The sequence below is a fragment of the Paracoccus sp. S1E-3 genome (assembly GCF_013868135.1).
Taxonomy (GTDB): Bacteria; Pseudomonadota; Alphaproteobacteria; order Rhodobacterales; family Rhodobacteraceae; genus Paracoccus.
In genome coordinates this window covers 1638298-1657364 of the sequence record NZ_JACEMU010000004.1, presented here as the reverse complement: position 1 = coordinate 1657364, position 19067 = coordinate 1638298, and the positions used below count along the sequence as shown (strand labels likewise).

21 protein-coding genes are annotated in these 19067 nt (G+C 66.9%); 11 read left to right on the top strand and 10 right to left on the bottom strand.

The window, feature by feature from the left end; genetic code table 11:
• Positions 1-46: 46 nt before the first annotated feature.
• Positions 47-2323, top strand: a complete 2277-nt coding sequence (locus H1S04_RS08250) for an NADP-dependent malic enzyme (protein WP_181745016.1) — start codon at positions 47-49, stop codon at positions 2321-2323.
• Here the strand turns inward: H1S04_RS08250 and H1S04_RS08245 are convergent.
• The 3 genes from H1S04_RS08245 to H1S04_RS08235 are packed head-to-tail and all read right to left on the bottom strand — an operon-like array spanning position 2320 to position 3691.
• Positions 2320-2565, bottom strand: coding sequence for a sulfurtransferase TusA family protein (locus tag H1S04_RS08245; RefSeq protein ID WP_370470461.1), 246 nt, complete (start codon positions 2563-2565; stop codon positions 2320-2322). The two genes, H1S04_RS08250 and H1S04_RS08245, sit on opposite strands and share 4 nt — an antisense overlap.
• A complete protein-coding gene (locus tag H1S04_RS08240; protein WP_181745015.1) occupies positions 2562-3074 on the bottom strand; it encodes a DUF2478 domain-containing protein in 513 nt (170 codons plus the stop codon). Before H1S04_RS08240 ends, H1S04_RS08245 begins: the two co-directional genes overlap by 4 nt.
• Positions 3074-3691 (bottom strand): GcrA family cell cycle regulator, encoded by a 618-nt coding sequence (locus H1S04_RS08235; protein WP_181745442.1) that lies wholly within the window; start codon positions 3689-3691, stop codon positions 3074-3076. The genes H1S04_RS08240 and H1S04_RS08235 overlap by 1 nt, the downstream gene beginning before the upstream one ends.
• Before the next feature lie 111 nt (positions 3692-3802).
• On the opposite strand from H1S04_RS08235, the gene H1S04_RS08230 reads away from it, so the two are divergent.
• Positions 3803-4621 carry an ABC transporter permease gene (locus H1S04_RS08230; protein WP_181745014.1) on the top strand — a complete coding sequence of 273 codons (819 nt, stop codon included), beginning with the start codon at positions 3803-3805 and terminating at the stop codon, positions 4619-4621.
• A gap of 6 nt (positions 4622-4627) precedes the next feature.
• On the opposite strand, the gene H1S04_RS08225 is transcribed toward H1S04_RS08230, so the two are convergent.
• Entirely contained in the window at positions 4628-5197 is a 570-nt protein-coding gene (locus tag H1S04_RS08225; protein WP_181745013.1) for a GNAT family N-acetyltransferase, read from the bottom strand.
• A gap of 250 nt (positions 5198-5447) precedes the next feature.
• Here H1S04_RS08225 and H1S04_RS08220 point away from each other — a divergent pair, with 250 nt between their 5' ends.
• The 3 genes from H1S04_RS08220 (at position 5448) to argF (ending at position 8141) form a co-directional block, all read left to right on the top strand.
• On the top strand, positions 5448-6626 hold the full coding sequence (locus H1S04_RS08220) for an aspartate aminotransferase family protein (protein ID WP_181745012.1): 1179 nt from the start codon (positions 5448-5450) through the stop codon (positions 6624-6626).
• Positions 6619-7095 carry a GNAT family N-acetyltransferase gene (locus H1S04_RS08215; RefSeq protein WP_181745011.1) on the top strand — a complete coding sequence of 159 codons (477 nt, stop codon included), beginning with the start codon at positions 6619-6621 and terminating at the stop codon, positions 7093-7095. Before H1S04_RS08220 ends, H1S04_RS08215 begins: the two co-directional genes overlap by 8 nt.
• A gap of 119 nt (positions 7096-7214) precedes the next feature.
• Positions 7215-8141 (top strand): ornithine carbamoyltransferase, encoded by a 927-nt coding sequence (gene argF, locus H1S04_RS08210; protein ID WP_181745441.1) that lies wholly within the window; start codon positions 7215-7217, stop codon positions 8139-8141.
• A gap of 120 nt (positions 8142-8261) precedes the next feature.
• Here the strand turns inward: argF and H1S04_RS08205 are convergent, their stop codons facing one another.
• On the bottom strand, positions 8262-9023 hold the full coding sequence (locus H1S04_RS08205; protein WP_181745010.1) for a protein-disulfide reductase DsbD domain-containing protein: 762 nt from the start codon (positions 9021-9023) through the stop codon (positions 8262-8264).
• Positions 9024-9127: 104 nt separating this feature from the next.
• On the opposite strand from H1S04_RS08205, the gene H1S04_RS08200 reads away from it, so the two are divergent.
• Positions 9128-9691: a YqgE/AlgH family protein gene (locus tag H1S04_RS08200; protein WP_181745009.1), complete on the top strand. Its 564-nt coding sequence runs from the start codon at positions 9128-9130 to the stop codon at positions 9689-9691.
• A gap of 111 nt (positions 9692-9802) precedes the next feature.
• Here the strand turns inward: H1S04_RS08200 and H1S04_RS08195 are convergent, their stop codons facing one another.
• Positions 9803-10750, bottom strand: coding sequence for an L-threonylcarbamoyladenylate synthase (locus tag H1S04_RS08195; protein WP_181745008.1), 948 nt, complete (start codon positions 10748-10750; stop codon positions 9803-9805).
• A 136-nt stretch (positions 10751-10886) separates the two neighbouring features.
• On the opposite strand from H1S04_RS08195, the gene H1S04_RS08190 reads away from it, so the two are divergent.
• Genes H1S04_RS08190 through H1S04_RS08175 form a run of 4 tightly spaced genes read left to right on the top strand, consistent with a single transcriptional unit; the run spans position 10887 to position 14451 of the window.
• Positions 10887-12578, top strand: coding sequence for an acyl-CoA dehydrogenase (locus tag H1S04_RS08190; protein WP_181745007.1), 1692 nt, complete (start codon positions 10887-10889; stop codon positions 12576-12578).
• Positions 12575-13609 (top strand): MBL fold metallo-hydrolase, encoded by a 1035-nt coding sequence (locus H1S04_RS08185; RefSeq protein WP_298946990.1) that lies wholly within the window; start codon positions 12575-12577, stop codon positions 13607-13609. The genes H1S04_RS08190 and H1S04_RS08185 overlap by 4 nt, the downstream gene beginning before the upstream one ends.
• Before the next feature lie 57 nt (positions 13610-13666).
• Complete coding sequence (locus H1S04_RS08180) at positions 13667-13816, top strand: aa3-type cytochrome c oxidase subunit IV (RefSeq protein ID WP_181745006.1); 150 nt, start codon at positions 13667-13669, stop codon at positions 13814-13816.
• Complete coding sequence (locus H1S04_RS08175) at positions 13816-14451, top strand: hypothetical protein (protein ID WP_181745005.1); 636 nt, start codon at positions 13816-13818, stop codon at positions 14449-14451. The genes H1S04_RS08180 and H1S04_RS08175 overlap by 1 nt, the downstream gene beginning before the upstream one ends.
• Here the strand turns inward: H1S04_RS08175 and H1S04_RS08170 are convergent.
• The 4 genes from H1S04_RS08170 to greA form a co-directional block, all read right to left on the bottom strand.
• Entirely contained in the window at positions 14439-14765 is a 327-nt protein-coding gene (locus H1S04_RS08170) for an AzlD domain-containing protein (RefSeq protein ID WP_181745004.1), read from the bottom strand. The genes H1S04_RS08175 and H1S04_RS08170 overlap by 13 nt on opposite strands.
• The gene (locus tag H1S04_RS08165) at positions 14762-15544 is read right to left on the bottom strand and encodes an AzlC family ABC transporter permease (protein WP_181745003.1); all 783 of its coding nucleotides are present in this window, start codon (positions 15542-15544) and stop codon (positions 14762-14764) included. The genes H1S04_RS08170 and H1S04_RS08165 overlap by 4 nt, the downstream gene beginning before the upstream one ends.
• A gap of 126 nt (positions 15545-15670) precedes the next feature.
• Positions 15671-16606 (bottom strand): hypothetical protein, encoded by a 936-nt coding sequence (locus H1S04_RS08160; RefSeq protein ID WP_181745002.1) that lies wholly within the window; start codon positions 16604-16606, stop codon positions 15671-15673.
• Complete coding sequence (gene greA, locus H1S04_RS08155) at positions 16606-17076, bottom strand: transcription elongation factor GreA (RefSeq protein ID WP_181745001.1); 471 nt, start codon at positions 17074-17076, stop codon at positions 16606-16608. Before greA ends, H1S04_RS08160 begins: the two co-directional genes overlap by 1 nt.
• 303 nt (positions 17077-17379) lie before the next feature.
• Between greA and H1S04_RS08150 the strand changes: the two genes are divergently transcribed.
• Positions 17380-19035 carry an electron transfer flavoprotein-ubiquinone oxidoreductase gene (locus H1S04_RS08150; RefSeq protein ID WP_181745000.1) on the top strand — a complete coding sequence of 552 codons (1656 nt, stop codon included), beginning with the start codon at positions 17380-17382 and terminating at the stop codon, positions 19033-19035.
• The last annotated feature ends 32 nt before the right edge of the window (positions 19036-19067 follow it).

The following is a 19067-nucleotide window of genomic DNA, read 5'->3' as shown; positions in this document are numbered from 1 at the left end:
CTTCGTGGCGCGGGTAGAGATGCCTGACCCATGCCCCGGAGGACCGATGAGCGACAAGACCCCCCGCAACCGCATCACCCCCGAGGAGGCGCTGGCCTATCACATGGAGCCGCGTCCGGGGAAGTTCGACGTCGTGCCCTCGACCCCCATGGCCACGCAGCGCGACCTGTCGCTGGCCTATTCGCCGGGCGTCGCGGTGCCGGTCGAGGCCATCGCCGCGCGGCCGGAGACGGCTTACGACTATACCACCAAGGGCAATCTGGTGGCGGTGATCTCGAACGGGACGGCGATCCTCGGGCTGGGGAACCTCGGCGCGCTGGCGTCGAAGCCGGTGATGGAGGGCAAGGCGGTGCTGTTCAAGCGCTTCGCCGATGTGAACGCCATCGACATCGAACTGGACACCGAAGACCCCGACGAGATCATTCAGGCCGTGCGGCTGATGGGTCCGACCTTCGGCGGCATCAACCTTGAGGACATCAAGGCGCCCGAATGCTTCATCATCGAAAGCCGGTTGAAGGAGCTGATGGACATTCCCGTCTTCCACGACGACCAGCACGGCACCGCGGTGATCTGCGCCGCCGGTCTGATGAACGCGCTGCAACTGTCGGGCAAGCGGATCGAAGATGTGAAGATCGTCCTGAACGGCGCCGGCGCGGCCGGCATCGCCTGTCTGGAACTGATCAAGACCATGGGTGCGCGGCATGAAAACTGCCTCATGTGCGACACCAAGGGGGTGATCTGGCAGGGCCGGACCGAGGGCATGAACCAGTGGAAATCGGCCCATGCCGTGGTGACTGAGGCCCGCACGCTGGAAGACGCGATGAAGGGCGCGGACGTGTTTCTGGGCGTCTCGGCCAAGGGCGCGGTGACACCCGCGATGGTCGAAAGCATGGCCGAGAACCCGGTCATCTTCGCCATGGCGAACCCGGACCCGGAAATCACCCCGGAAGAAGCCCATGCCGTCCGTCCCGACGCCATCGTGGCCACGGGTCGCAGCGATTACCCCAATCAGGTCAACAACGTGCTGGGCTTCCCCTACCTGTTCCGTGGGGCGCTGGATATCCACGCCCGCGCCATCAATGACGAGATGAAGCTGGCCTGCGCGCGCGCACTGGCGGAACTCGCGCGCGAGGATGTGCCGGACGAGGTCGCGGTGGCTTACGGCCGCAAGCTGCAATTCGGCCGCGACTATATCATCCCGACCCCCTTCGACCCGCGCCTGATCCATGTGATCCCTCCTGCAGTGGCGCGCGCCGGAATGGATACCGGCGTGGCGCGACGCCCGATCATCGACATGGAGGCCTATACCCACGCGCTGAAGGCACGAATGGACCCGACGGCGGCGATCCTGCAGGGCATCCACGCCCGCGCCCGCCAGCATCAGGCGCGGATGATCTTCGCCGAGGGCGACGACCCGCGCGTGCTGCGCGCCGCCGTGGCGTGGCAGCGCGGCGGCATGGGGTCCTCGATCGTGGTCGGCCGCGAATCGGATGTGCGCGAGAAGCTGGAGGCGGCGGGCCTTGGCGATGCGGCGCGCGAACTCAGTATCGTCAGTGCCGCGACGACGCGCCATCTCGATACCTATCATGACTTTCTGTATCGCCGCCTGCAGCGCCAGGGCGTCGACCGCGAGGACGCCCACAAGGAAGTCAACCGCGACCGCCACGTCTTTGCCGCGCTGATGCTGGCCCATGGGCACGGCGACGGGCTGGTGACGGGCGCCACACGCAAGAACGCCCATGTGTTGGCCCAGATCGGGCAGGTCTTCGACGTGCGCCCGCAGGACGGGGCAGTGGGCATCACCGCCGTGCTGCACAAGGGCCGCATCGTGCTGATCGGCGACACGCTGGTCCATGAATGGCCCGAGGCCGAGGATCTGGCCGATATCGGCACCCGCGGTGCCCATGTCGCCCGCGATCTGGGGCTGGACCCGCGCGTGGCCTTCCTGTCATTCTCCAACTTCGGCTATCCGGTCAGCGAGCGCGCCGAAAAGATGGCCGAGGCGACCCATGTGCTGGACCGCCGCCGGGTCGATTTCGAATATGAGGGCGAAATGACCGTCGATGTGGCGCTGAACATGGATCAGGCGGCAAAATACCCGTTCTCGCGCCTGACCGGGCCGGCCAATGTGCTGGTGGTGCCGGCGCGGCATTCGGCCAGCATTTCGGTGAAACTGATGCAGGAAATGGCGGGCGCGACGGTAATCGGACCGATCCTGACCGGCGTCGACAAGCCGATTCAGATCTGTTCGACCTCCTCGACGGTCAATGACATCCTGAACATGGCCGCGATCGCGGCGGGCCGGCTGGGGCAGGTGCGCTAAGCGGGGGCGCGCCAGGCGAAGGCATCGCCGCGCATAACCTCGTATCGGATGGCGTCCTTCTCCTGCGTGACCGAGATCAGGGCGTGCCCCGCTTCCGCGCAGAAATGCGGCACGTCGACAGCGGCCATGGCATCGGTGGCGAGAAGCGCCACACGGGTGCCGGGCGCGGCACCGTTCAGGATTTTGCGCAGGCGCAGGACGGGCAGCGGGCAAAGAAGCCCGCGCGCGTCGACCTCGATCACGCGGGAACCTGCGCGGCGGCGCGGCACCAGTCCGCTGCGTCCTCGGGGGCCAGCTGCACGGCCATATCACCGGCAAAGGCCAGGAACGCCGCCCGCTGCTGCGGCGCGACGGAAATCAGCACCGGCAGGTCGCGCTCCATCGCGGCGGCGATGACGGCGACCATGCCCCGGCCCAGAATTTCCTGCTTGCCGAATTTGTTCAGCAACACCATCTGCGCCACTGGCAGCGTGTCCAGCACCCGCTGCGCTGCCGCTTCCAGCGCGCCCGCATCCAGCCGGCAGCCCGTCGATTCGCGGCCCAGATCCTGCGAGATGGTCACGTCAGGTCCCGCATCGCCCAGAACCTCCAGCACCATGTCGCAATGGCAATCGGCGCCGAGCGGCGTGTTGGTCTGGATCGCGCCGCGCACGGTCACGCCATCGGCTTCCAGCGCGGCGGCGATCCGGCGCATCAGGGCATGTGCGCCGTCACCGCCGCCGGTCGCGGCCTGATCCAGCCAGCCCAGCATCAGCGGCGGCGGTCCCGGCGCGAGCTCATCGGTTGGAAGGCGACGCCGACATGGGCCTCGCAATAGGGTTTGCCGGGCTGCGAGGGCAGGCCGCAGAACCAGAACTTGTCGGTAGCCGGGTCGCCGATGGGCCATTTGCAGGTCCGCTCGGTCAGCTCCATCAGGGTCAGCTTGCGGGCGCGCTTCTCGATCTCGCGCACGGTCGCCAGCGCTTCGGGGCTGATTTCATTGGCCGAAGGCTGCGGCGGCAGCGGCTGTCCCGCAGGAACGATGGGGCGGCGCGGGGTGAAGGCCACCGGGGCGGCGGGCTCGGCCGCAGGTTCTTCGGGCTCGGGCTCCGGTTCGGGCTTGGCTTCGACCTTTACCGGCTCGGGCTTGGGGGTGGCGGCCTTCGCCTTGGGGGCCGCCGCGGGCTTGGCCTTCGCCTCGGGCTTGGCGGGTTCAGGCGCGGGAGCCTCTGCCTCGGCCTCGTCACGGTTCGACAGACCAAGGCGGTGCACCTTGCCGATCACCGCATTGCGCGTCACGCCGCCCAGTTCTTTCGCGATCTGGCTGGCGGACTGGCCCTCAGACCACATCCGCTTGAGCGTTTCGACGCGTTCGTCGGTCCAGGACATTTCGGCCTTTCCGGCGGTCGCCCGCCCCATCTTGCATTTTCTGACATGCCCGGTCACACCGGGGAATGCCAAGAAATATCCTGCCACGCCTGCCAATTCAAGAAGCCCGCCATGACTGAATCCAATCCGGTGCCATACCGTTCCATGGGGGCGCGCCGTTTCGGACGGGTGAACTGGCTTGGTCTGTATACGTTATCGCGCCGCGAGATCATGCGCTTCATGGCCGTCTGGCAACAGACCGTCTTCGCGCCCCTGATGACGGCCGGGCTGTTCGTGATCGTGTTTTCCGTCGCGCTCGGCCGCGGCGACCGTCAGGTGATGGGCCTGCCCTATCTGGCCTTTCTGGGGCCGGGCATCCTGATGATGTCGGTGATCCAGAACGCCTTTGCCAATACCTCATCCAGCATCATCAGCGCCAAGATGCAGGGCAATATCGTCGATACGCTGATGCCGCCGCTGTCGGCGGGCGAGATCCTGACCGGTTATCTGACCGGAGCGGTGGCGCGGGCGGGGCTGGTGGCGCTGGTGATCGGCGCGGGCATGGTGCTGCTGATCGGGCAGCTGCCGCAGCATCCGCTGATCGCCGCCGGCTTCATCCTGCTCGGCGCGCTGCTGATGGGGGGGCTGGGGCTGATCGGGGGGATTCTGGCGCAGAAATTCGACCAGATGGCGGCGATTTCGAATTTCATCGTCACGCCGCTCAGCTTCCTGTCGGGCACCTTCTATTCCATCGATGCGCTGCCGCCATTCTTCCGCGCGCTTAGCCACGCCAACCCGATCTTCTATCTGATCGACGGCGCGCGTTACGGCTTCACCGGGGTCAGTGATTCCAGCCCCGTGCTGGGATTCGCGGTCTGCGGCGGGGTCACGTTGGCGGTTTGCGGCATCGCATGGTGGTTGCTGCGCACGGGATACCGGCTGAAGCCGTGATCGCGCCTAGGGCTTCAACATCAGAAGCCAGTTCTGTCCCTTCGTCCGCCAACCATTGGTGACGATCCGGCGCTGCGCCGCAACCTGATAGCCTTCGGACTGGTAAAGCCCTATGGCCGGCAGATTGTTGTCGGCGACGATCAGGCTCATGCCGCGCGGGCCGCGCCAGCGCTCGGCAAATCGCAGCAGTGCACGGCCGACACCGCGCCCCTGCATGTCGGGATGGGTAGCCAGAATATAGACATAGCCCGTCGCCGGCGCCTCATTTTCCAGCTCCTGCAGGGGGACGAAGATCGGTGGCAGATCCGCGGGGACCGGCTCGGGTCGTTCGGGCTGGGCATAGGTGAACAGGCAGCCCGCCGGCACCGCATCCAGTTCCGCCACCCAGGCATTGCGCCATGAAACGGCGGCGCTGTTGCCGCCGATCCGGGCCATGCCGATTTCGCGCGGATCCTGACCCGGCGCGGCCATGGTGGACCAGACATAGGCGGGAATGCCTTCGCCCGCCGCATCGACCAGCGGCAGCAGGAAGGCCGCGTCATTCACGTTTGCGGGGCGAATTGCAGGCGCGGACATGGTGCCGACCTTCTTGGGACTGTCGACAGCATAGCATGGACGCCAGCCGGAATCATCTGGCCGGCCAGGTGCGGCGGTTCAAAATATCGCTTGCCGTCGCGTCCGAATTATCCGATGAAATCGCCATGATCGCACGGCTTGCCCTGTCCGCCCGTCCCCGACGCCGCTGAGGCGCGCGATTCCGCATGTCCGGCGGTCCAACGGGCAATCCCTGCATATCCAAGGCCAACTTCCAAACCGGAGCCTGTCCATGTCCGAATTTCCGCATGTCCTGCCGACCTATAACCGCGCGCCGCTGTCCTTCGACCGTGGCGAAGGCGTCTGGGCCATTGCCGAGGACGGCACCCGATATCTGGATCTGGGCGCGGGCATCGCGGTCAATGCGCTTGGCCACGCGAACCCCGATCTGGTCGCGGCGCTGACCGAACAGGCGGGCAAGATCTGGCATGTCTCGAACCTCTACAGGATCCCCCAGCAGGAGCGGCTGGCCACGCTTCTGGTCGACAGCACTTTCGCCGATACCGTCTTCTTCACCAATTCCGGGACCGAGGCGGCGGAACTGGCCATCAAGATGGCCCGCAAATACTGGGACCATCAGGGCCAGCCCGAGCGGGTGGAAATCCTCACCTTCGAGGGCGCTTTCCACGGCCGCTCGACCGGAGCCATCGCGGCGGCTGGGTCGGAAAAGATGGTCAAGGGCTTCGGCCCGCTGATGCCCGGCTTCAAGCAATTGCCCTGGGGCGACATGGAGGCGCTGCGCGCCGCCATCAGCGACAGGACCTGCGCGGTCATGCTGGAGCCCCTTCAGGGCGAGGGCGGCATCCGGCCGCTGCCCGATACCGATCTGAAGGAAATCCGTGCGCTCTGCGATGCCACAGGCGCGCTGCTGATCCTCGACGAGGTGCAGTCCGGCATGGGCCGCACCGGCCGGTTGTTCGCACATGAATGGGCGGGCATCACCCCCGACATCATGATGGTCGCCAAGGGCATCGGCGGCGGTTTCCCCCTGGGGGCGGTGCTGGCGACGGCCAAGGCGGCCTCGGGCATGGTCGTGGGCAGCCATGGCTCGACCTATGGCGGCAACCCGCTGGCCTGCGCGGTGGGCAGCCGGGTGATGGAGATCGTGGCCGACCCCGCCTTCCTGGCCGAGGTCGCCCGCAAGGGCGCGCTGTTCCGCCAGAAGCTGGAAGGGCTGGTCGCCGCCCACCCGAACATCTTCGAAAGCGTGCGCGGGCAGGGGCTGATGCTGGGGCTGAAAGCCAGGGTCGCGCCCGCCGATCTGGTCAAGGCGGGTTACGATCAGCAGATCCTGACCGTCGCCGCCGCCGACAACACGCTGCGCCTGCTGCCCCCTCTGACCATCACCGATGAGGAGATTGCCGAGGCTGTCGCCCGCCTCGACAAGGCGGCGGCCAGCCTCGATGGCTGACTACGGCTTCCGCAGCGCCACCGGCAACGACCTGTCGATGCTGACCGGCTGGCTGACCCAATTGCAGGTCAGCCGCTGGTGGCCCGATGCAGGCGAGCAGGTGGCGAAGATCCGCAACCGCCTCAGCGATTCCGCGATCATCCAACTGATCGTCACCCATGCCGAAACCCCCATCGCCTTCGTCCAGCACTACCCGGCCCGGCGTTGGCCGGCGCCGCAATTCGCCCATCTCGCCCATGATACGGTCGGGCTCGATATGTTCTCCGGCCCCTCGGGCTTCGGCCATGGCGCGGCATGGCTGCGCAAATTGGGCGATCAACTGCTGGACAACGCCTCGACTCTCGCGCTCGACCCGGTTGCCGGCAATACCCGCGCCGTCCGCGCCTGTCGCAAGGCGGGATTTGACGGCGACGTGATCCGCAAGGATGCGCAGGGCGCGCCGGTGCTGGTGATGACGCGCCGACGATAAGCCATCATCAGTGCCGAAATACCTCGGGGGAGCCGCGTCCGCGGCGGGGGCAGCGCCCCCCCTCTTGACCCCGACGCCATCTGCGGGCTTGCTGGCCCGATCAGCCGAAAGACATGAAGATGCAGCACTTCCTCGATATTCACACCACCTCGCCCGCCGATCTGCGCGCCATCATCGACAATGCCCACGCCATGAAGATCGCCCGCAATGGCCGCCCCAAGGGCACGGCTGACGACGATCTGCCCCTGAAAGGCCGCATGGTGGCGCTGATCTTCGAAAAGCCCTCGACCCGCACCCGCGTCAGCTTCGATGTGGGCGTGCGCCAGCTGGGCGGCGAGACCATGGTGCTGTCCGGCAAGGAAATGCAGCTGGGCCATGGCGAGACCATCGCCGACACCGCCCGCGTGCTGTCGCGCTATGTCGACCTCATCATGATCCGCACGTTCGAGGAGGCGACGCTGCACGAGATGGCCGAACATGCTACCGTGCCGGTCATCAACGGGCTGACCAACCGCACCCATCCCTGCCAGATCATGGCCGATGTGCTGACCTACGAAGAACATCGCGGCCCGATTGCCGGCAAGAAGGTGGTCTGGTCGGGCGACGGCAACAATGTCTGCGCCAGCTTCCTGCACGCCGCCGGCCAGTTCGGCTTTGATTTCACCTTCACCGGCCCGATGCCCTTGGACCCCGAACCCGAATGGATCGGCTTCGCGCGCTCCAAAGGCGTGCAGGCCCTGATTGAGCGGGATCCCCATAAGGCGGTCGAAGGCGCCGATCTGGTCGTCACCGATACCTGGGTCTCGATGCACGACCCCGAATCAGCCAAGGAGCGGCGGCACAACCAGCTGCGCGGTTATCAGGTGAACGAGGATCTGATGGCGCGCGCCAAGCCCGATGCGCTGTTCATGCATTGCCTGCCCGCCCATCGCAATGACGAGGCGACGAGCGCCGTCATGGACGGCCCCCATTCGGTGATCTTCGACGAGGCCGAGAACCGCCTGCACGCCCAGAAGGCGATCATGCGCTGGTGCCTCGGCGTCTGAGCGGCTGCGGGATCGGTTCCAGCGCAAAACGCCTTTCAGTGACCGCTGGACAGTGACCGGCCTTGCACGCTCAGCAGGGCCGGTTTCTTGAGGGTCGAGGGTCGAGGGTGATGCCTCCCCTCAACCGGCGGTGCAGCCGCGATATTCGGTGGCGCTGTCCTTGCCCAGCACGGTCATCACCACCGCTTGCGGGTCCAGCGGAAAGGGTTTGCCGCTGGGGGCCACGAAATCGGCCGTGACTTCGCGGCCATCCTTGGACAGCTCGGGGGCCGAAACCCAGATATCGGGGTCGGTGGCATATTCGATGGCCAGCTCTGCCCCCGGCACGGGCAGGGACAGGGTGACGGTCATGCCATCCTCGATCTCGCCGATCTCGCAGGCGGGCAGGTCCTTGCCGGGGCGGGGGACACGGGTGATGGCGTCCTCGATCACCGGGTCGGGCTGCCGGCCGGCAGCGGTGGCGACCAGATCCAGCTCGGCCGGGATGCAGATGTTTTCGCACAGACCGAGGGTGACACGCGCCGAAATGCCGATCGGCTGGCCGGGCGATTCGGGCGTCACCGTGAAAGGCAGCACCAGCCGGTCGTGATAGCCGAGCGTGCGCATCCCACCCGAGACCACCACCTCGGGCGCGGGCCAGTGGAAATCGACCTTGCCGATATTATTGCCCTTCCAGTCGAAGACCGGCGCCAGCCCGGCATCGCCGGGGCTGCGCCAATAGGTCTTCCAGCCGGGTTCCAGCACCAGTTCCAGCGCTGCCACCCGGCGCCCCTCGGCATCGGTCCAACCGGGCAGGAAACGCGCCGATTCCAGCCCTTGCGGCAGGTCCTGGGCGGCGGCGGGAAGGGCGGTCAGCAGGGAAAGGATCAGCGCATATTTCATGGCCATAGCCATAGCGCGGCGTGGTCGGGGGCTGAAATCACCTTTTCGCCAAGCCCTTGCCGAAACGCCCCGAAACCCCGATCTTGGGGACAGGAGGCCAAGACATGACGCCTGACAGCGACCTGACCGGCAAGATCCTGATCGCCATGCCCGACATGGGCGATCCGCGCTTTCGGCGCTCGGTCGTGCTGGTCTGCGCCCATTCCCCCGGGGGGGCGATGGGGATAGTGCTGAACCAGCCGATGAAGAACATGCAATTCACCAAGCTTCTGGACCTGCTGGGGATCGAGGACGTGGAAAACGCCCCCGACCTGCCCGTTCGCACCGGCGGCCCGGTCGAACCGGTACGCGGCTTCGTGCTGCACCCGAAATCCTGTGCGCCGCACGATGGCAGCATGGATGTGGGGTCCGGGCTGGAACTGACGACCACCCGCGACATCCTGGTCGAACTGGCCGAGGGCCGCGGCCCCGAGCAGGCCATTCTGGCGCTCGGCTATGCCGGCTGGGGGCCGGGGCAGCTGGATAGCGAGATTCGCGCGAATGGCTGGCTGACCGCCGAGATGGACCCCGACCTTGCCTTCGGCGATCCCGGTGCAGCCTGGACGCGGGCGTTGCATTCGCTGGGGGTGGATCCGATTTCGCTCTCGGGCGCTTCGGGGCGCGCCTAGCGGACGGGTGCCGCGTCGTCTGCCTGTTAGGGATGGCAGGCCTTGCCATGCGGCGGCCTTGTGCGGCTGCCCCTGCATTGAGGTCCGAAGGCGGTTCCTTGGTGCCGTCCTTCAGCGTGGGGCGGCGGCGCGGCGCAGGCGGTCGTTGATCGCCATGCCCAGCCCGTGATCCGGGATCGGTGCGACGGCGATGGGCCGGCCCGAGGCGTCGGCGCGGTGCAGCGCCTCGAACAGATGCGCCGCCGCCTCGACCAGATCGCCGCCGGGCGACAGCGAGATATCGCCCGCGACCGGGCCGAAGCCGATCAGGAACTCGTCCGGTCCCGCGGTTTCGGCATTCAGCCGCACCGAGGCGCCGGGCGCGTAATGGCTGGCCAGCATCCCCGGTGCGGCGGGCCGGTTCGGATCGGCGAACGGGACGCCAAGGGGCTGGCCCAGACATGCGGCAAGTGCCTCGGTCGGGATGCCGCCGGGGCGCAGCAGAACCGGCGTGCCGTCCTGCCAGCCGAGAATGGTTGATTCGACGCCGACCGGGCTCGGTCCGGCGTCCAGTATGGCGGCCAGCTTTCCGTCCAGCCCCGCCATCACATGCGCGGCCGTGGTCGGGCTGATCCGTCCCGACGGGTTCGCCGACGGCGCCGCCACCACGCCGCCGAAGGCATGCAGCAGATCCTGCGCCACCGGATGGGCGGGGACCCGGATCGCCACAGTGTCCAGACCGGCGGTCACCAGCGAGGCGATCCCGGCATCCTGACGCAACGGAACAACCAGCGTCAGCGCGCCGGGCCAGAAGGTTTCGGCCAGCCGCCGGGCGTCGGCATGGAAGACGCCAATCGTCTCGGCCATCGCCAGATCCGGGGCGTGAACGATCAGCGGATTGAAGCTTGGCCGGCCCTTGGCCGCATAAATACCTGCAATCGCTTGGGAATTTCTCGCATCCGCCGCCAGCCCGTACACCGTTTCGGTCGGCATGGCGACCAGTCGGCCCTGGGCCAGCAGCATGGCGGCATAGGTGACATGTTCGGCCTCGGGCGTCAGCAGGCGGGTCTGTTCAGGCATTCGGCGGGATTCGCGCTGTTACGCAGGGTCGCGTGGTGGGATGGCTTGCCGGATCGCATCTGCCTTGTAATCTGGCAGAAACGTAACCCTGCATAGACGCCGCGCGCCCCTCCGGCAACCCGGCGAGGAAGTTATCATGGCCTACCGCGCACCCGTCGATCAGTTCCGCTTCATCCTCAGCCATGTCGTGCCCTTCGACGCCGTCGCCGCGACCGAGACCTATGCCGAAGCCACGCCCGACATGGTCGAGGCCATCCTGACCGAGGCCGGGCGCATGTCCTCGGAAGTGCTGGCGCCGCTGAACATTGCCGGCGACCAGACGCCGGCGCGGCTGGAAAACGGCGTGCTTCGATCGCCGCCCGGTTATGACAAGGGGTTCCGGGCGATTGCCGAAGGCGGCTGGATCGGGCTGTCGGCCGATCCCGAATATGGCGGTGCGGGCCTGCCGCAGGCGCTGAACATGGCCGTCAGCGAGATGATGGCCGGGGCCTGTCTGGCGCTGCAGCTGAACCCGCTGCTGACCCAGGGCCAGATCGAGGCGCTGGAACATCACGCCAGCGAAGAGATGAAGGCCCTGTATCTGCCCAAGCTGATCGCGGGCGAGTGGAACGGCACCATGAACCTGACCGAGCCGGGGGCGGGTTCCGATGTCGGCGCGCTGAAGACCAGGGCCGAGCCGAATGGCGATGGCAGCTTCGCGATCACCGGGCAGAAGATCTTCATCACCTGGGGCGACAGCGACGTGACCGCGAACACCTGTCACGCGGTGCTGGCGCGTCTGCCCGACGGGGTGAAAGGGACCAAGGGCATCAGCCTGTTCATGGTGCCGAAATATCTGCCCGACGACGACGGAAATCCCGGTCAGGCGAATACGCTGAAGGTGGTGTCGCTGGAACACAAGATGGGTATCCACGGCTCGCCCACCTGCGTGATGAGCTATGAGGGCGCGACGGGCTGGCTGATCGGCAAGGAGCATGGCGGCATGGCCGCAATGTTCACGATGATGAACAATGCGCGGCTGGCGGTCGGCATGCAGGGCGTCGGCGTGGCCGAGGCGGCACTGCAGAAAGCCGTCGAATACGCCGCCGAGCGCGAGCAGTTCGGCCCGATCATCCGCCATGCCGACGTGCGCCGGATGCTGGCCACCGCGCGCGCGGAAGTTTTCGCCGCCCGTGCGATCGGACTGGCCTGCGCCACCGCCCTGGACATGGCGAGCGCCACCGGCGATGCCGACTGGGCCGCGCGCGCGGCGCTTCTGACGCCCATCGCCAAGGCCTATGGGACCGATGTCGGCTGCCGCGTCGCCGATACGGCGGTGCAGGTCCATGGCGGCATGGGCTATATCGAGGAAACCGGCGCGGCCCAATATCTGCGCGATGTCCGCATCACCCCGATCTACGAAGGCACCAACGGCATTCAGGCGATGGATCTGGTCGGCCGCAAGATGATGGATGGCGGCGCTGCCGCCCAGACCCTGCTGGACGAGATCATGGACTACGCCCGCGCCAATAGCCAACTCTGCCCTGAGCGTGTCGAGGCGCTGTGGAAGGCCGCCGAGACCATGTCGGAAGCGACCGCGCGTCTGGTCGAGGCCGAGATGGATGATCGCAACGCCGCCGCGGTGCCTTACCTGTCGGCCTTTGCCCGTGTGTTGGGGGCGTATTTCCACCTCAAGGCCGCCGTCGCTGGGGGCGAGGACGAGTTGTTGCTGGCCCGCATCTATATCGACCGTATCCTGCCGCGCTACCGGTCCGACCTGATCGAGGCCGGGGCCGGCGTCGCCGACCTGAACGCGATCAGCGACCGCGCGCTCGGCCTCGCGGGGTGAGCGCGGGCCTCGCATATCCCTGGCCCGAACCGCCCGCGCCCGGCAGCGCCATCGAGGTCGCGCCGGGGGTGCTGTGGATGCGGCTGCCGCTGCCGATGAAGCTGGACCATGTGAACGTCTACGCACTGGACGACGGCGACAGCTGGACGGTGGTAGATACCGGATTCGATACGGCCAAGACCCGGGCGATCTGGCAGACGCTGCTGGACGGACCGCTGGCCGGAAAGCCGGTCAAGCGGGTGATCGCCACCCATCACCATCCCGATCATCTGGGGCTTGCGGGATGGTTCATGGAACGCGGCGCCGCCTTCTGGACCACCCGCACAGCCTGGCTGACCGCGCGGATGCTGGTGCTGGACGAGCAGGACGCGCCGACGCCCGAAACCATCGCCTTCTGGCGCGCCGCCGGGATGCCGCGCGATCTGCTGGCGCAGCGCGCGGGCGAGCGGCCGTTCAATTTCGCCGATACCGTGCATCCGCTTCCGCTGGGCTTCACCCGGCTTCAGGACGGCCAGACGGTCCGCTTCGGGGGCCGCGACTGGGACGTGGCCACCGGCGACGGCCATGCGCCGGAACACGCGACCTTCTGGTCGCGGGACGATGATCTGGTGATCGGCGGCGATCAGCTTCTGCCCGGCATCTCGCCCAATCTCGGCGTCTACCCGACCGAGCCGGGCGCCGATCCGGTCGGCGAATGGCTGGACAGCTGCACCCGTTTCCTCGCCCGCGCAGAGGACCGCCATCTGGTCCTGCCGGGCCACAAGCTGCCCTTCACCGGCCTGCCGATGCGGCTGGACCAGATGCGCGAGAATCACATCTCGGCGCTGGAGCGGGTGGTGGCGCTGCTGGCTTCCGCGCCGCAAAGCGCCGTCGGCTGCTTCCCGGCGTTGTTCAAACGCCCGATCGGTCCGGCGGAAATCGGCCTCGCTTTGGTCGAATCGATGGCACATCTGAACCATCTTGCGCGGCAGGAACGCATCACCCGCGCCGGCACCGACGATCATGGGGCCGAGTTGTGGCGCGTGGCGTGACAGCGCCCGCGCGATCCGCTATGGATCACCCAAACTCAGCATCAAGGGGGACAGGCCATGGCTGAACACGATACCACCCAACACGTGCCCGGCACGATGGACATCCGTGAGCATCAGAAGACTTTCAACGGCTTTCTGCGTTTTGCCACCTGGGTGGTCGTCCTGGCCCTTGGCGTGCTGGTCTTCATGGCGCTGTCGAACTCCTGATGCTGCGCCGTATCCTGCTTGTGCTGGCGCTGCCGCTGCTGCTTGCGGCCTGCGGCGCCGATAACAAATGGGCCAGCGACGAGGCCGTGCGCAGCGCGCGCTATACCTCGAACGAACAGCCCTCGATCTCGCTTCTGACGGTGATCGGCATTCCGCGCGGCGAGGGCGGCCATTCGGCGCTGCTCATCAATGGCAGCCAGACGGTGATCTTCGATCCCGCCGGCAGCTTCGAACATCCGCGTGCACCGGAACGCCACGACGTGCTCTATGGCATCTCGCCGCAGATGCGGAACGTCTATATCGACTATCATGCCCGCGACCTGCCGGGCGAGCGCTACTATGTCGAGGTCGACACCGTTCCAGTTACCCGAGAGGTCGCCGACGCCGCCATCCGTGCCGCCGAGGCGAATGGCCCCGCCAACAAGGCCTTCTGCGCCAACGCGATCAGCGCGGTTCTGCGGCAGGTGCCGGGCTTTCAGGGCGCGCCGGGGGGCTTCAGCCCGATCCGCATGCGCAACTGGTTCGTGACCGTGCCGGGCGTCCAGCGGACCGAATATCGCGACGGCGATCCGCGCCTGGTCCATGGTGACCTGCTGCGGATGAAGGACGGCTCGATCCGCACCTACGACAGGTAGAAGCCGATCATCAGTGTGGCCGCCCCGGCAACGATGGCGGCCAGCGTATTGCGGGTGACAAAGCCCGCGATCAGCGTGGCCGCCGCCGCGGCCAGCCGGGCCGGATCGGTCTGGCCATGGGTCGCGGCGGGCCACACCACCAGCGGCGCCGCCAGCGCCGGCAGCACCGCCACCGCCGTATAGCGCAGCATCCGCAGGAACCATTGCGGCATTGGCCGGCTGCCGATCGCGCCCAGAAAGCTGTAGCGCAACAGGAAGGTCCCCGCACCCAGCGTCAGGATGGTGAACCAGATCTCGGCATTGCTGTAATTCATGCCCGGCCTCCGCTGCGGCGCATCTGCCAGACTTCGGTCGCCGATCCCGCCAGCATGGCAAGGATGGCCGCGATCATCGGCCCGACGCCGGCCGGCAGCCCGGCCAGAAACAGCGACACGATCACCGCCACCGTCGCCGCCACCATATGCGGCAGGCTGCGCAGCGCCGGCGCGATCATCGCCAGAAAGGTGATCGGCACCGCGAAATCCAGCGGCACGCTGTCAGGAATGGCGCGCCCGACCGTCGCGCCCAGATAGGCAAAGAAAATCCACGCCGCGCACATCACGATGGCGGTGCCGAAGAAATACCCCAGCCGCTGCGCGACGCTGAGCCTGGGGGTGTTCTGGTAATAGTCGATCGACAGCGCATAGGTCTGGTCGACCAGTGCATAGGCCACCGCGGCGCGCGCCGGCTGTGACGCCCCGCCCAGCCACGGCACCAGCGACGCGGAATACATCGCCATCCGCAGGTTCACCGCCAGCGACGACAGGATCACCAGCCACAGGGGCGCATTATCGGTCAGCAGCTGAACGGCGGTGAATTGCGACGCCCCGGCCAGCACCAGGATGGTGAAGCCCATGGTCTGCGCCAGATCGAAGCCGGCATTGGTGGCGACGACGCCGAACAACATGCCGAAGGGGACCATCACCAGCAGGAAGGGCAGCGACTGGATGGCACCGTGGCGCAGGCTTTGCATGGGGCTCCGCGCCAGGGCACGGGCGCGCGAGGCTTCGATCGCGGCGGCCCGCCGGGACGGGGCGTTGGAATCCTGGGTCATGATGATGCGCGGTTGCGAAATTTGCGCCCACCTTAGTCCTGACGCCTGCCGGTGCAAGCGCCGACCGGGTTTTGTGATCACAGGATGCAGGTTTTTCGCGCGCCGCGCCGCGCCGATGCGGGCGCGCTATTCGTCCTGGCCGAACAGTCCGGCGGCGCGAGCCAGCAACATGAAAGCACGGGCCGAGCGAGTGTCGGCCAGCCACAGGATTTCGTCATCGCTCAGCCGTGGCATCAGCTCGGTCACGCTGCGGTCAAACAGACGCAGGAAATGGTGGACGGCATCGCGGAACACCTCGTCCCCGCGCATGGCGGCGGTCGCGGCCTCCAGCGCGGCGGCATCGCGGATGGCGCCGACGCCGCTGACCGCGCGGCCGCGCTGACCGTCGCCAAAGCGGCGCCAGGCGGCGGGATCGGGGGCGTCAGGGATCAGGTCGTCGGTGATGATGCCGCGTTCGGCCAGCAGGGTGACGACATCCTGCGCGCTGCGGATCAGTCGGGCCTGATCGGGGTCGCGCAGCGCCTCGCGCAGGGCGGCGATGGCGGCGGCGTCCTCGGGGCCGTCGGGGAAGTTCAGCGCCAGGATCACCGTCTCGTCCGGCAGATCCAGCCGCTCGGGCGTGTCGAGGCCCAGCGAGGTCTGGCGCGGATCGGCCGCGGCGGCTGCGGCGGGATCGGCGCGGCGCGCGGCCGGCGCGGGGCGCGGCATGGGCGTGGGGCGCGGGGCGGCCGGTGCTGATGCGATGGCGTCCGGCGCGCGGCCGGCCGGGGCAGGACTGCGCGGCGGTGGTTCCGCCATCAGACGCTCGCGGTCAAGCTGGGCGCGCAACGCGTCAGCCTCGGCCCGCAGGGTGTCGATGGCGCGGGCAAGACCCACCGCCATCCAGATCAGCCCCAGCGGCATCAGCGCGGCCACGACCGAGATCCAGCGCGGCGCGCCTGCAGCCGCGCCGCTGCCGGTCAGCGAGAAGATCAGCAGCATCACCAGCCACAACGCCGTCAGCCCGGCGCCGATCACCAGTGCGCGATTCCCGCGTTCGCTGCTGCCCGGCCGCTCGAACATCACGCGAAACGCACGGACAGGATTTCGTAGCTTTTCACGCCGCCGGGGGTCTGCACCTCGACCACATCGCCTTCTTCCTTGCCGATCAGCGCGCGCGCCAGCGGCGAGCGCATGTTCAGCAGGCCCTTTTCCAGACTCGCCTCATGTTCGCCGACGATCTGATAGGTCTTCTCCTCCTCGGTATCTTCGTCCAGCAATTGCACAGTGGCGCCGAACTTGACCGCGCCCGAGAATTTCGACGGATCGATCACCTCGGCCCGCGACAGCACGATTTCCAGTTCCTTGATCCGGCCCTCGATGAAGCTCTGCTTTTCGCGGGCGGAGTGGTATTCGGCGTTTTCCGACAGATCGCCATGTTCGCGCGCTTCGGCGATGGCGGCGATGATCGCCGGCCGCTCGGTCCCTTTCAGGTCGCGAAGTTCTGCGTCCAGCTGATCGAAGCCGCCGCGGGTCATGGGGATCTTTTCCATCGTCGTTCTGCCTTTGGTTGCCGCGGCCTGATCCGCGACGGGTGTTGGGAAAAACCCCTGCCAAGCCAATGGCAGGGGTGCGCGATTCCGTTGTCAGTAGCGTTCCCCGATCCGCGCCCGCAATGCAAGCCGCGCGGTGCCAATTCGGCGAAGCATCGCGCAAACTTGTGGGCGCCGGGGGAAGTCTGGCCGCAGAACCGCTAATATTCCGCTAACGTCATGCTGCACCGCCGCGTAATTATTGCCCGCGCGCGGTTCAGCCGCTAGGACGGATCAGGCATTCTGCAAGCGGGAGGGCAAGCCATGGCCGATCAAGATCAGATCGAACGCGAGTCGATGGAATTCGACGTTGTCATCGTCGGCGGCGGCCCGGCCGGCCTGTCAGCGGCGATCCGGCTGAAGCAGATCGACCCCGACCTGAATGTGGTGGTGCTGGAAAAAGGCTCCGAGATCGGGGCGCATATCCTGTCGGGTGCGGTGCTGGACACCTCGGGTCTGGACGCGCTGATCCCGGATTGGCGCGACAAGGGCGCGCCAATTCATCAGGAAGTCACCGCCGACAATTTCTATGTGCTGGGTGAGGGCGGGCAGGTCCGGGTGCCGAACTGGCCGATGCCGCCGCTGATGTCGAACCACGGCAAATACATCGTCTCGATGGGCAATGTCACCCGCTGGATGGCGGAGCAGGCCGAGGCGATGGGCGTCGAGATCTTCCCCGGCATGGCCTGTTCGGCGCTGGTGATGGACGGCGACCGCGTGGCCGGTGTCATCGCCGGCGAGATGGGGCTGAACCCCGACGGCACCCCCGGCCCGCAATACGAACCCGGCATGGAACTGCGCGGCAAATACGTGCTGCTGGCCGAGGGTGTGCGCGGGTCGCTGTCCAAGCAGGTGATGGAACGCTACGAGCTGTCCGACGGGCACGAGCCGCAGAAATTCGGCCTCGGCATGAAGGAGATCTGGGAGGTCGATCCGGCCAAGTTCAAGCCGGGCACCGTCACCCACACGATGGGCTGGCCGCTGGGCAAGAATGCCGGCGGCGGCAGCTTCATCTATCACATGGAAAACAATCAGGTTCTGGTCGGCTTCGTGGTCCACCTGAACTATGCCAACCCCTACCTCTATCCTTACATGGAATTCCAGCGCTTCAAGCATCACCCGATGGTGGCCGAACTGCTGGAAGGCGGCAAGCGCGTGGCCTACGGCGCCCGCGCCATCAGTGAAGGCGGCTGGCAGTCGATCCCGAAACTGACCTTCCCCGGCGGCGCGCTGCTGGGATGTTCGGCCGGGCTGGTCAACGTGCCGCGCATCAAGGGCAACCATAACGCCATGCTCTCGGGCATCGCCGCCGCCAATGCCGCCGCAGCCGCGATTGCCGAAGGCCGCGAGGGTGACGAACTGCTGGCCTATGAAACCGATCTGCGCAGCGGCCCGATCGCCAGGGACCTGAAGCCGGTCCGCAACGTCAAGCCGCTGTGGTCGAAGCTGGGCCTGACCGCCAGTCTGGTGCTGGGCGGTTTCGATATGTGGGTTGCGAACCTGACCGGCTGGAATCCGCTGGGGACGCTGAAACATGGCAAGACCGATGCGCAGGCAACCGGAAAGGCCAAGGATTTCAAGGAAATCAACTATCCGCGCCCGGATGGGAAACTGTCCTTCGACCGGCTGACCAATGTGGCCTATTCCTTCACCAATCACGAGGAAAGCCAGCCCTCGCATCTGAAGCTGAAGGATGCCTCGGTGCCCATCGCGGTGAACCTGCCCGAATATGCCGAACCCGCGCAGCGTTACTGCCCGGCGGGCGTGTATGAGGTGATCGAGGGCGCCGACGGCCCGCGCTTCCAGATCAATTTCCAGAACTGCGTTCATTGCAAGACCTGCGACATCAAGGACCCGTCGCAGAACATTGTCTGGACGACGCCGCAGGGGGGCGACGGGCCGAACTACCCGAACATGTGATCGCGGGGTTTTGCCCAGTTTCCGGGGCGGCG